Genomic DNA, 12,136 nt, shown 5'->3' with positions numbered 1-12,136 from the left:
AAATCCCCGTGTCGAATACCGTCACAATCACCGATGATTCGTTCCAGCAGGACGTCATTTCCAGCGACAAGCCCGTCCTCGTCGACTTCTGGGCCACCTGGTGCGGCCCGTGCAAGATGATCGCCCCCGTCCTGGAGGAGATCGCCGGTGAGCACAGCGACAAACTGACCATCGCGAAGCTCGACATCGACGCCAACCCGGGCGCCGCCCGCGACTTCCAGGTCATGTCGATTCCGACGCTGATCCTGTTCAAGGACGGCAAGCCGATCAACACGATCGTCGGCACCAAGGGCAAGGCTGCGCTGCTGAAAGAGCTCGCCGACGTTCTCTGATCGACACCCGAACACCCGGCGCGATTCCCGATTTTGTGGGAATCTCTGAGACAATCGATCGATGTGCTCCAGTCGCATCAGTTAGACCGACCGGGCACATCGATCGTTTTGTTTGTACCGAGACTCGTTTGAATCGGACTGAGAGGCCCCGAAACATGCACCGACTCCGTCACGGCGACACAGGTCCGGCCGTCGCTGAGATTCGGGGCACTCTGGCCAGTCTCGGATTCCTCCACAACGGTGTCGACGGCACCCGCCGCGAGAACATCAACGGTTCACACTGGATCGCCCCCGACGCAGTGTTCGATCATCATCTCGACAGCGCCGTGCGGGCCTTCCAACAGCAGCGTGGGCTTCTCGTCGACGGAATCGTGGGTCCCGCCACCTACCGGTCCATGAAAGAGGCGTCCTACCGTCTCGGGGCCCGAACGCTGATCTACCAGCTGTCCGCACCGCTCTACGGCGACGACGTCGCCACCCTGCAGACCCGCCTGCAGGACCTCGGCTTCTACGTGGGCCGCGTCGACGGATTCTTCGGACCGCAGACCCACGATTCACTGTCCTCGTTCCAGCGGGAGATCGGTATCGCCGCGGACGGCATCTGCGGTCCCGCCACCCTCCGGTCGCTCGAACTGCTCGGAACCCGCGTCACCGGTGGCTCGCCGCACGCCATGAGCGAGGAAGAGATGGTGCGCAGCTCCGGCCCCCAGCTGAGCGGCAAGCGGATCATCATCGACCCGGGTCTCGGCGGCGACACCTACGGCACCATCGTGCGTTCCCCGTACGGCACGATCTCGGAGTCGGACATCCTGTGGGATCTCGCCAGCCGCCTCGAGGGCCGCATGGCCGCAACCGGAATGGAAACGTTCCTCTCCCGTCCACACCACGCGAATCCCACGGACATCGAGCGTGCATCCACCTCCAACGCGTTCGATGCCGACCTGATGATCTCGTTGCGTTGCGACAGCAACGCCAGCCCGGCCGCGAACGGTGTCGCGAGCTTCCACTTCGGCAACTCACACGGTTCCACGTCGATGATCGGGCAGGTTCTCACCGGGTTCATCCAGCGCGAGATCGTGGCCCGCACCCCGCTGCAGGACTGCCGGACCCACGGCCGCACCTGGGATCTGTTGCGCCTGACCAATATGCCGACCGTGCAGATCGACCTCGGGTATCTCACCAACGACCTCGATGCCGCGGTGCTGTCCAACCCGCGGGCGCGTGACGCCATCGCCGAAGCGATCCTCATCTCCGTGAAGCGGCTGTACCTGCTCGGTCAGGACGATCAGCCCACCGGAACGTTCACTTTCGCCGAGCTGCTCGCCGAAGAGCTGTCGGCCTCGGAACGTTCCTGACCCACCCGCCGTGAGCGCTCAGTGCGCTCCGACGGGTGTGCGCTCCCCGATGTCGACCATGCTCACCGACGCGGTGTGAATCAGCCGCTCCAGCGCCGCCTCCACGTCTTCCTTCCACCCGTGATCCCGGTTCAGCTCGAGCCGTAGCCGGGGGAACCGGTGATGGGGTGCGACGATTTCGAAGCCGTTGTCCTCGAGGAAATCGGCAGGGATCATGCACTCCTCGGGGGAGCACTCGCGCGCCGCGGTGGCCGACGCCACCCCGTGCGTGTCGACCAGTCCCGACCCTTCGGTGTCGCGAATCCCGAACGCCTCGAGCGCACGGACACCGCGCCGAACCAGATCGGCCACCACGGCCTGGATCAACGTGGTTCCCAGATTCTGTTCCTCACCTGCCGGCTCGAGCCGGAGGCTGGTGAGGAGGACGGCGTCGGCACCGACCGGGGCGGTCGGGAGAAGTTGCGCGCGGGGCACCGTGCGCGGGGGAGCGTAGAGCGCGCTGCCGACGGGCTTGCCGTCCATGACGGCGACCTGTCCGCACGAGCCCCACTCGAGCATGACCATCGAGAGCCAAGCTTCCTTCTCGAACTCCTGGTCGCAGAAGCCGCGCGAGCTGTGGATGGCCGCCGGGTCCATTTCCCAGAAGACACAGCGACGGGCGTGGGCGGAGAGCTTGTCCAAGCCGTCGAGAGTGAGCGATGTGACGTGAGTCGACACGGGCTAGCTCAGCCTCCCAATGTCACTACCGCAGATCATGCGACATCCTCTGGTATTCAATGTTTTTCGCCCCCGATAGTTTCGCTGCAGTCGGTCCGCCGGCGATCACCGTCACAGTGACGGATCCTCCGCGGGTACTTCTACCTCTCTCAGGCGCTCACGAATCGGCCTTCTGTGCCTCCATCATTCCAACGATCCTCTGAAGATCGTCCACCGAACCGAACTCGACCACAATCTTTCCCTTGCGCTTGCCGAGGCTGACGGTGACCCGGGTGTCGAACGAATCCGAAAGTCGCTCGGCAACGTCCTGCAGACCCGGCATTTGGATCGGCTTGCGTCGTTGCGCGGGCTGCACCTGGTCGTCGCTGCGGTTGGCGAGCGTCACCGCTTCCTCCGTCGCGCGGACGGACATTCCCTCGGCGACGATCCGCGCCGCCATCACTTCCTGCGCGTCGGCCCCCGCCTCGAGCGACAACAGGGCGCGGGCGTGCCCGGCGGACAGGACGCCCGCCGCCACCCGTCGTTGCACCGGAATCGGCAACTTGAGCAGTCGGATCATGTTCGTGACGACGGGCCGCGAGCGACCGATCTTCGCGGCCAGTTCCTCGTGGGTCACCTCGAACTCCTCGAGCAGTTGCTGGTATGCCGCCGCCTCTTCGAGTGGGTTCAACTGGACGCGGTGGATGTTCTCCAGGAGGGCGTCGCGGAGCATGGCGTCGTCACCGGTCTCGCGGACGATCGCCGGGATCGTCTCGAGTTCGGCTTCCTGGCCGGCACGCCACCGACGCTCACCCATGACGAGCTGGAACTTGCCGCCGTCGATCGGGCGCACCACGATCGGCTGCATCAGACCGAACTCACGAATCGAGTGCACCAACTCGGCGAGAGCGTCCTCATCGAACACCTGGCGGGGCTGCTTGGGGTTCCGCTCGATCAGGTCGGGAGCAATCTCCCGATACACCGCTCCGGTGGGGGAGGGGAGGGGTTCCGCGCCATTGCCGGACGTTGTCGCGGCGCTGCTCTTGTCGCCCTTACCTTTGGACGACGTGTTTCCCGTGGACGCAGGCGCCGAGTCGTCGTCGGTCGCAGAGTCCGACGAGTTCGGTGCCGGAGCCGTCAGAACGTTGCGCCGATCCGCCCCGATGACGACGTCAGCGGCTGCGTTGCCCAGACCCGGTCCCGCGGCCGGCCCGGTAGGAATGAGCGCAGCCAGTCCACGGCCAAGTCCACCCTTACGCGTCTGACTCATCGCTGCTCCTGCTTCGTGGTCTTTGCGGTGCGTGCTGCGAGTTCACGTCCCGCGTCGAGGTAACTCATGGCGCCCCGTGATCCGGGGTCGTAGTCGAGCACGGTCATCCCGTACCCCGGAGCTTCGGACACCTTGACGCTGCGGGGGATCACAGCCCGGAGGACGGCGTCGCCGAAGTGCGTGCGAACCTCCTCGGCCACTTGATCGGCCAACTTGGTGCGCCCGTCGTACATCGTGAGCAGCACCGTCGACACGTGGAGTTCGGGATTCAGATGCGCCTGGACCAACTCGATATTCCGCAGCAGCTGTCCCACACCCTCGAGTGCGTAGTACTCGCACTGGATCGGAATCAGGACTTCCTTTGCCGCGACCATCGCGTTCACCGTGAGCAGTCCGAGCGAGGGTGGGCAGTCGATGAGGATGAAGTCCGCGTCCACCTCACCCAGAGCCTTCTCCGACAACGCGCCCTTGAGCCGTCCCTCGCGGGCGACCATGGACACCAATTCGATCTCGGCACCGGCGAGGTCGATGGTCGCCGGAATGCAGAAGAGCCGATCGCTGTGCGGGCTCTTCTGGATCGCCTCCGCGGCCGTCACTTCGCCGAGGAGGAGTTCGTAGCTGGAAGGCACGCCGGAGTGGTGCGCGACGCCCAATGCCGTGCTGGCATTGCCCTGCGGGTCGAGGTCGATCACCAGAACCGTGAGTCCCTGCACCGCGAGCGCGGACGCAAGATTGACCGCGCTGGTTGTCTTACCCACGCCGCCCTTCTGATTGGCGATCGTGAGGATGCGTCGCTCGGGTGGCTTCGGCAGCGTCACCGAATGCGGATGCAGCACCTGGCTAGCGCGATGCGCGGCGGCGCCGATCGGAGTCTCTGCCGCGGAGATTCCGTTGTAGGGGGCCGTGAATCCGTCGTCTCCGTTCTCGGAGCTCGTCGCCTGGTCGGATTGATGGTCGGTTTCACGTGAAACGGTTTCACGTGAAACGGCGGATTCAGGCCCACCCGACATTGACTACTCCTTCGATTGGGGATCGCTCGTTACTCGACATACTCATTCGCTATCCACCGTCCACATCGTCATCGACGCTGACGGCGTTTCGGTACCCGCTCTGCCCGAACGACAACGGTGGGGACGGGAAGCAGACCCACACCGCATTCCACGATATCCAGCTTGCCAGCACCCAACCGAGTCAGGGACGCGCGGTCACGGGAAATCTCTTCGGCGGCGCTCGAACCTTTCAATGCGAGCATTCTCCCATGCTCATGGATGAGGGGCAGCGACCACTTCGCCAACTTCTCCAGAGGGGCCACGGCGCGGGATGTCACGACGTCGGCGCCACCCGCCTCCTTGACGACACCCGACTCCTCGGCGCGCCCCCGCACGACGAGCACGTCAAGTCCGTTGGATTCGACGAACTCGGCGAGGTACACCGAGCGCCGCAGTAACGGTTCGACCAGGGTGATCCGAAGATCCGGCCGCGCAATCGCGAGGGGGATCCCCGGCAATCCAGCGCCGCTTCCCACGTCGACGACCGACTCACCTTCGGCGATCAATTCACCGACGACGGCACAGTTGAGGAGATGCCGCTCCCACAGACGCGGGACTTCCCGCGGACCGATCAACCCCCGCTCGACACCGTCCGTCGCCAACGACTTGTAGTAGCGCTCAGCAATGTCGAATCGTTCACCGAACACCTGGCGTGCCGCCGCTTGTTCGTCCCATTCGGCCGGCTCTCCACCATTCGGTTCCACGTGAAACATCCTCCCGCGAACAACGCGAAATCAACAAACACAGCTTCTCCATTATCCGCCCTCACTCCTGCGTATGTCCGCCAACTCGAACGCGCAACGCCGGAACAGTGTCGAGCCGCACCCTCTCGGTGGGGGAGGGGAGGGGAGGGGAGGGGAGGGACTGCGTCTATTCGCGCCACTCGCGGCCGCATCGGAATCGCTGCTCGGCGACGACCTCGCACACACGACCGGGGGTGATCTTGCGGATCGACGAGCGGGGGGTTGCCGTTCGGATGTTTCACGTGGAACACGCAATTCACTGTTTCACGTGGAACAAGCGGAGATGACCGACCGCGTCCCGAGCACACCCCCACGACGCGCTCCGAGGCCGACGACCTTCCGGCCACTGATAGCCGAGCCGAAGGCCTCCACCGCAAGGGCCCATCCACGCCCACTCCGTCGCTACCACTCGGTCGCCACCCTCCGACGAATCCCTGAATGCGCAATCATCACAGTGACGAAACTTCCTGGGGTAGTGGGGTGGGTGAACCTACAACCTAAAATCTTCGAAAACACTCGAAACGGCGGACTGAGACACCGCATTCGCCGTGCTTCAGACACCGGTGTCCGGAAAGGAGTGATGCTCGTGGGCAACGAGGCAACGACCATCTTCCTTCCGCAATCCCACCGTCAGCCGAAGCCGGTTCTCCGGATTGTCAGCGTGTTCCGCATCCATTCCACAGCGGCGGAGCACGTAGCCGAACGCGACGTCCTTGCCCGCAGTCACCTCCAACGAGACCATCTCGTTGTCGTCGGAGTGGTCCGCGAGAACCCCAGCCTTGTCACCACCGTGCACAGCCTCGAGCCACCGTTCGATCAGATTCCGAATCTGTCGTTCGCCCTCGTCGATCAGTCACTCCATCCCAGTCTGTGGCGCGGTTCGGTCCGTTCGATGTGCGGACTGGGGTGGTCGTCGAAACTCATCGTGCCAAGGCGGGGCCACGAGAGCGGGCGGTGTCTCACGACCTGGCGGACACAGATTTCGCCGACGGTCCGGCACCATGAACCGATGGTGTTGCGACGATTGTCGGTCCCTGCGTCTTGCGATCTTGCCCCGCCCACCGATCCTGGCGCGAGTCGACCAGCCGAGTGGATGTCGTCCGCGGACATCAACGCGGTCATCTCGAAGCGTGGCGTTGGCGAAGAAGTCTTCCAGGCGATGCCGACATGACCGCCATCCTCGACCGGATCGGGACGGGAAACTCCATCGGAACCTCGGCCAGGTGCCCGCGACATCGTCCTCACTCCAGAGCGATTTCTGGCTGCAACGATGGCGCCCTCGGGAAGTCGGAATCTCATTGCAGGCACCGAACTCTCGGTGGGGGAGGGGAGGGGTCTGTGTTTCACGTGAAACGAAAGTGGCCCGGAGTGACGGCACGTGACCGTGGTGACAAAAGAAGGCGGACTCCCGGATGTGAGTCCGGGAGTCCGCCTTTGGTGATGCCTCGGAGGATCAGTCCTTGATGACGACCACACGACGTGACGGCTCAGCGCCCTCACTCTCGCTGGACACGCCATCGACCTTCGCGACTGCGTCGTGGACGATCTTGCGCTCGAACGGCGTCATCGGAGCGAGCTCCTCGCGCTCACCGCTCTCGAGAACGCGGCGCGCTGCGGACGAACCCAGCTCGGTGAGTTCTGCTCGACGTCCGGCACGCCATCCGGCGATGTCGAGCATCAGACGACTGCGCTCACCCGTTGCCTGCTGAACGGCGAGGCGGGTCAGCTCCTGAAGCGCGTCCAGCACCTCACCCTTGCGCCCGACCAGCTTCGTGAGGTCGTCCCCACCGTCGATACTGACCACGGCGCGGTCACCCTCGACGTCCAGGTCGATATCGCCGTCGAAGTCGAGGACGTCGAGCAGCTGCTCCAGGTAGTCGCCGGCGATTTCCCCTTCCTCGATCAGGTAGTCGTCAGAATCGGAATCCACCTCGGTGTCCGGGTTCTGCGTCGTTGCAGTCACGTCTGTCTCATCTCCGTCCACTGCGATGTCAGGCTCAGTAGCCATGCTCGTTCTCTTTTCTGAATCAGCGCCGCTTGCGCTTGGGGGACTTTCCGCGGTTGGACTGGGGGCGGGCACCGGGCTTCGGCTTCGACGTACTCGACGCCGAACCGTCGCCGCTCACCTGATCGGAGGCGCTGTCTTCGACCACGCCCTCCACGATCTCGGGTTCACCGTCCGAGGAAGAACCGTCCGTTGCGGTCGCGGACTTCTTCTTTTTCTTGGCGAGATCCGGGCGCGCACCGGGCTTCGGAGCGTTGTCGGCTCGGCGTGCGATGGCAGCCTGCTTCTTCTCTTCCTCCTCCGCATCGATGCGGCGGAAGACGATGTGCTGCTGTCCGTAGGTCCAGATGTTGTTACTCACCCAGTACAGGAGGATCGCGATGGGGAGGAACGGGCCACCGACGAGGACACCGAGCGGGAAGACGTACAGCGCGAGCTTGTTCATGATCGCGGACTGCGGGTTGGCCGCGGCCTCGGGGCTCTGGCGGCCGACGGACGCGCGAGAGTTGAAGTGCGTCGCGATGCTGGCGATGACCATCAACGGAACCGCGACGACGGCAATGTTCAGGACCGTGGGAATGGGACCGTATGCGGCGAACGCATCGAGCTGCGCCTTCGGCATGGTGATCCAGGCCGAGATGGGGGCACCGAACAGTCGGGCACTCAGGAAGGACTGCACGTCCTCGACGCTGAAGAAGTAGTTCGGCGTGTTCGCGTTGGCCTCGACCGACATGCCGAGCTGACCGATACCGGTGCCGGTGCGGTTGAACGAGCGAAGCACATGAAACAGGCCGATGAAGACCGGCGCCTGCGCGAGAACTGGGAGGCAGCCCATGATCGGGTTGAACCCGTGCTCCTTCTGGAGCTTCTGCATCTCCGCAGCCTGGCGCTGACGGTCACCCGAATACTTCTTCTGCAGAGCCTTGATCTGCGGCTGAAGTTCCTGCATCTGGCGCGTCGTCCGAACCTGCTTGACGAACGGCTTGTACAGCACGGCACGCAGCGTGAACACGAGGAACACCACGGAGAGCGCCCACGTGATTCCGCTGTCCGGACCCAGAAAGGGAATGGCACCGAAGACCTTGTGCCAGACCCACAGGATCCCGGACACCGGATAGTAAATGAAGTCGAGCACGGCTCTATGTACTCCTCTGTTCGTCCACGTTCGCCGGACAGCAATGACGGCTACCCGCATGACGGTCCACGGTTGAATCCCGCCCACCGGGGACCGGGTCCCACCCACCAGGGTGCCAGGGGGCGCACTTCGCCAACCGAACCACCGTCAATACAAGACCTTTGATCGCCCCGTGGGTACGCAGGGCTTCCACCGCGTACTCGCTACAGGTCGGCATGAACCGGCAGGTCGGCAACCTCAGGGGCGACACATACGTCCGGTAGAGCTCGATGAGGAATATGAGGGTGCGCGCCGGTAGCGCACGGACCGACTTCCATGCGGATGCGGCCGAGGAGGTGCCCTCGGCCGTGTCGGCGCGCGACTCGTGGAGTGCGCTTTTCATGTGGAGTTACTCACGGGCGCAAGAAGGTCCAATCGATGGAGACCTGCACGGAGTTGCTTATCCAGGTCCCGGCTACTTGCAGTCGCGGCTCCCGGAAGAGCCCGAATCACCACATCGGTTCCCTGTGGAACGAGGTCCACCAGGTCGATGCAGATATGACGAAGCCGGCGTGCGACTCGATGTCGAATCACCGCCGGCCCGACAGCCTTACTCACAACCAGTCCGAATCGCGGACCGCCGCTACTCACCAGCTCATCTGCCTGTACCCGGTCGAATGCGTGCACAACCAGGTCGCGTCTTCCCATCCGCCGACCACGTCGCACAGTCAACGAAAAATCTGAATGACGACGCAATCGGTACGGCTCAGGCAACACCCCGAGCTCCCGAACCCAGTGTCGGGATCAGGCGGTGAGGGATTCGCGGCCCTTACGGCGACGCGCCGAAACGATTGCACGACCCGCACGGGTCCGCATACGAAGACGGAAGCCGTGAACGCGCGCGCGGCGTCGGTTGTTCGGCTGGAACGTCCGCTTGCCCTTGGCCACGGTCAACACTCCTCGAAGTTCATCGACGCCTCCCGGCGTCATGGATCTAACATTGACGAAAACTCAGGTGTTCATCCACAGGTGGGGATGAAACGCTTCCGAGACTGGACTCGAGCCAGCACGAAACCGCCACCTCACCACAGGGTGACTGTTCGAGAGTACTTACCACTCCCGGTCAGGTCAAACTCGCTCACCTGCGATTCCCCCGCGAATCGGTGGACCGACACGCCGAGGATCGACAAATGCTTGCACCCCACCTTCCAATGTGCCAAACCGCTGTGAGGTTGCCGACACTGTTGCTAGCGTCTATGCATGGTCTCGCCGATGAACCCTGATCGAGTGCCCAGCTCTCGACTTCAGCGTTCTCATCTGCACATTCACCACAATTCATCCACAGGGCACAGATGGTGTGCCGCTTCGGATCGCCACGAGGGTTGTTGACACCCTTCATCTCCCGGGTCCTCGAACCCGGGCATCCAGGTTTCTTAAGCATAGGTGCAGGTCAGCGCGCCCAATCTGGACTTTCCGTCACGCAACGGCGTCTCGACGGGGGACGTCTGCGCTTTGTCCACATCTGTGGATAATTGTGTGGAAACACAGTTCAGATGGCATATTCGTAGGTCCGTACGGGGTCCATCCTCAGGTCGGGGAGCTCCCAAATCCACCTCGACGACGGCACCGACATCTGGGCTCGGCACCACCGGCGCCGAGCCCGCGAAACACTGGGGAGGAACCACGTGAACGACGATCCGAATGCGCTCGCACGGATCTGGATCGACGTCGTCGCCGACCTCACATCCGATTCGCCCGGTGGCGACCTGCCGCCGTTGACGAGGGGACAGAAGGCGTGGTTGGCGCTCGTCAAACCGCTGACACTCGCCCAGGGCTTCGCGCTCCTGTCCGTGCCGTCGCCGTTCGCCCAGGAGGCGATCGAGCGGGATCTCCGTGAGCCGATCCTGCACGCGCTCGGCCGCCATCTCGGTGAGCAGGTGGAGGGCCTCGGTGTGCGCATCGCGGCCCCGGCCGACGACGAACCCGAATCCGAGCCCCCGAGCCGGGAGCACCGCCCCGAGCCCGAACCCATCCACACCCCACGCCATCTCGAGCCTTCCGTCACCAGTTCCGGTTCGTTCCGCCGGCGCCGATTCGGCGCCGAAGATCAGCCGTATACCGACACGACGGACTTCGAGGAGGTCGACGACGACAGCGAGGCCATCGCCAGCGTCCACGAATCCTGGCCGTCGTACTTCACGAAACCGCCCACGGGCCCGGCACCTGCAGCGACGGGGGGCAACAGCCTCAACGCGAAATACACTTTCGACACGTTCGTGATCGGCTCGTCCAACCGGTTCGCCCACGCCGCCGCCGTCGCGATCGCCGAAGCACCGGCACGCGCATACAACCCGCTGTTCGTGTGGGGAGCGTCCGGGCTCGGCAAGACGCACCTCCTGCACGCGGCCGGTCACTACGCGCAGCGCCTGTTCCCCGGCATGCGGGTGAAGTACGTCTCCACCGAGGAATTCACCAACGACTTCATCAACAGCCTTCGTGACGACCGCAAGGTGGCGTTCAAGCGCCGCTACCGCGAGACCGACGTGCTGCTCGTCGACGACATCCAGTTCATCGAGGGCAAGGAAGGTATTCAGGAGGAGTTCTTCCACACCTTCAACACCCTGCACAATGCGAACAAGCAGATCGTCGTGTCGTCCGACCGCCCGCCGAAGCAACTGGCGACTCTCGAGGAACGCCTGCGCACCAGGTTCGAATGGGGCCTGATCACGGACGTCCAGCCTCCCGAACTCGAGACCCGCATCGCGATCCTCAGCAAGAAGGCCCGAATGGACCGGCTCGAGGTGCCCGACGACGTCCTCGAGTTGATCGCCTCCCGGATCGAACGCAACATCCGGGAACTCGAGGGTGCCCTCATTCGAGTGACGGCCTTCGCGTCCCTGAACAGGCAACCCCTGGACCTCACGCTCGCCGAGGTGGTGCTGCGCGACCTGATGCCCGACTCGTCGAGTCTCGAGATCAATGCTGCGACGATCATGGCGGTCACCGCGGAGTACTTCAACATGTCCATCGACGACCTCTGCGGCCCCGGCAAGGCACGTCCGTTGGCGTCCGCCCGCCAGATCTCCATGTACCTGTGCCGTGAACTCACCGATCTGTCCCTGCCGAAGATCGGGCAGACATTCGGTCGCGACCACACCACTGTCATGTACGCGGACAAGAAGATTCGCAAGGAGATGACGGAACGGCGGAAGGTCTACGACCAGGTCCAGGAGTTGACGGCCCGGATCAAGCAGCGTTCCAAGAGGTAGTCGACGCCCACCCCCTCTCCTGTGCCCCTGGTAGCTCGCCTACCGGGGGCACAGGTCGTTTCCGGAGTCCTGCGCTCCGGCCCTCGCTGCGTGCGAGGCGTGCGGCCGGCGCCGGGGACGACTCGAGGGGTGCCTCGAGCCAGTCCTCGAGGGTGGGCTCGAGCGGGTCCTCGAGGTGCCGCTCGAGGGTCTACTCGAGGCGCGGACGAACCGCTGCCGACGCGACACACCGGTGCAACACGCCGACGCCGGGACCTGGGATAAAGCATGCACACCTGTGGATAAATGTGGGGATGAGGTGGA

Annotated in this window: 13 protein-coding genes; 3 read left to right on the top strand and 10 right to left on the bottom strand. The window is 64.0% G+C overall.

Features of this window, described 5'->3' with window-relative positions:
- Positions 1-8: 8 nt before the first annotated feature.
- Together trxA and H0B43_RS17955 are read left to right on the top strand one after the other, a co-directional pair.
- Positions 9-332: a thioredoxin gene (trxA, locus tag H0B43_RS17960; protein WP_005249122.1), complete on the top strand. Its 324-nt coding sequence runs from the start codon at positions 9-11 to the stop codon at positions 330-332.
- A 155-nt stretch (positions 333-487) separates the two neighbouring features.
- Complete coding sequence (locus H0B43_RS17955) at positions 488-1,687, top strand: N-acetylmuramoyl-L-alanine amidase (protein ID WP_185726696.1); 1,200 nt, start codon at positions 488-490, stop codon at positions 1,685-1,687.
- A gap of 18 nt (positions 1,688-1,705) precedes the next feature.
- On the opposite strand, the gene H0B43_RS17950 is transcribed toward H0B43_RS17955, so the two are convergent.
- From H0B43_RS17950 to rpmH, 10 genes are all read right to left on the bottom strand, one after another.
- Positions 1,706-2,404, bottom strand: coding sequence for a GNAT family N-acetyltransferase (locus H0B43_RS17950; RefSeq protein ID WP_185726697.1), 699 nt, complete (start codon positions 2,402-2,404; stop codon positions 1,706-1,708).
- Between the two features lie 157 nt (positions 2,405-2,561).
- Positions 2,562-3,653 (bottom strand): ParB/RepB/Spo0J family partition protein, encoded by a 1,092-nt coding sequence (locus H0B43_RS17945; RefSeq protein ID WP_185726698.1) that lies wholly within the window; start codon positions 3,651-3,653, stop codon positions 2,562-2,564.
- Positions 3,650-4,663 (bottom strand): ParA family protein, encoded by a 1,014-nt coding sequence (locus H0B43_RS17940; protein WP_185726699.1) that lies wholly within the window; start codon positions 4,661-4,663, stop codon positions 3,650-3,652. Before H0B43_RS17940 ends, H0B43_RS17945 begins: the two co-directional genes overlap by 4 nt.
- A gap of 68 nt (positions 4,664-4,731) precedes the next feature.
- The gene (rsmG, locus tag H0B43_RS17935) at positions 4,732-5,415 is read right to left on the bottom strand and encodes a 16S rRNA (guanine(527)-N(7))-methyltransferase RsmG (RefSeq protein ID WP_005249117.1); all 684 of its coding nucleotides are present in this window, start codon (positions 5,413-5,415) and stop codon (positions 4,732-4,734) included.
- A 583-nt stretch (positions 5,416-5,998) separates the two neighbouring features.
- On the bottom strand, positions 5,999-6,241 hold the full coding sequence (locus tag H0B43_RS17930) for a hypothetical protein (protein WP_397517460.1): 243 nt from the start codon (positions 6,239-6,241) through the stop codon (positions 5,999-6,001).
- Between the two features lie 657 nt (positions 6,242-6,898).
- Positions 6,899-7,453, bottom strand: a complete 555-nt coding sequence (locus tag H0B43_RS17925) for a protein jag (protein WP_185726700.1) — start codon at positions 7,451-7,453, stop codon at positions 6,899-6,901.
- Positions 7,454-7,472: 19 nt separating this feature from the next.
- The gene (gene yidC / locus H0B43_RS17920) at positions 7,473-8,585 is read right to left on the bottom strand and encodes a membrane protein insertase YidC (RefSeq protein WP_185726701.1); all 1,113 of its coding nucleotides are present in this window, start codon (positions 8,583-8,585) and stop codon (positions 7,473-7,475) included.
- 4 nt (positions 8,586-8,589) lie between these two features.
- Entirely contained in the window at positions 8,590-8,967 is a 378-nt protein-coding gene (gene yidD, locus H0B43_RS17915) for a membrane protein insertion efficiency factor YidD (protein ID WP_185726702.1), read from the bottom strand.
- Positions 8,964-9,341, bottom strand: a complete 378-nt coding sequence (gene rnpA, locus H0B43_RS17910; protein ID WP_185726703.1) for a ribonuclease P protein component — start codon at positions 9,339-9,341, stop codon at positions 8,964-8,966. Before rnpA ends, yidD begins: the two co-directional genes overlap by 4 nt.
- 27 nt (positions 9,342-9,368) lie before the next feature.
- Positions 9,369-9,512, bottom strand: coding sequence for a 50S ribosomal protein L34 (gene rpmH / locus H0B43_RS17905; RefSeq protein WP_005263481.1), 144 nt, complete (start codon positions 9,510-9,512; stop codon positions 9,369-9,371).
- Between the two features lie 737 nt (positions 9,513-10,249).
- Here rpmH and dnaA point away from each other — a divergent pair.
- On the top strand, positions 10,250-11,833 hold the full coding sequence (dnaA, locus tag H0B43_RS17900) for a chromosomal replication initiator protein DnaA (protein ID WP_185726704.1): 1,584 nt from the start codon (positions 10,250-10,252) through the stop codon (positions 11,831-11,833).
- Positions 11,834-12,136 lie beyond the last annotated feature (303 nt).

This window comes from Rhodococcus sp. 4CII, from assembly GCF_014256275.1.
Classification (GTDB): domain Bacteria; phylum Actinomycetota; class Actinomycetes; order Mycobacteriales; family Mycobacteriaceae; genus Rhodococcus_F; species Rhodococcus_F wratislaviensis_A.
Note: the sequence above shows the minus strand (reverse complement) of the source record. Positions and strands in the feature narration are given on the sequence as shown.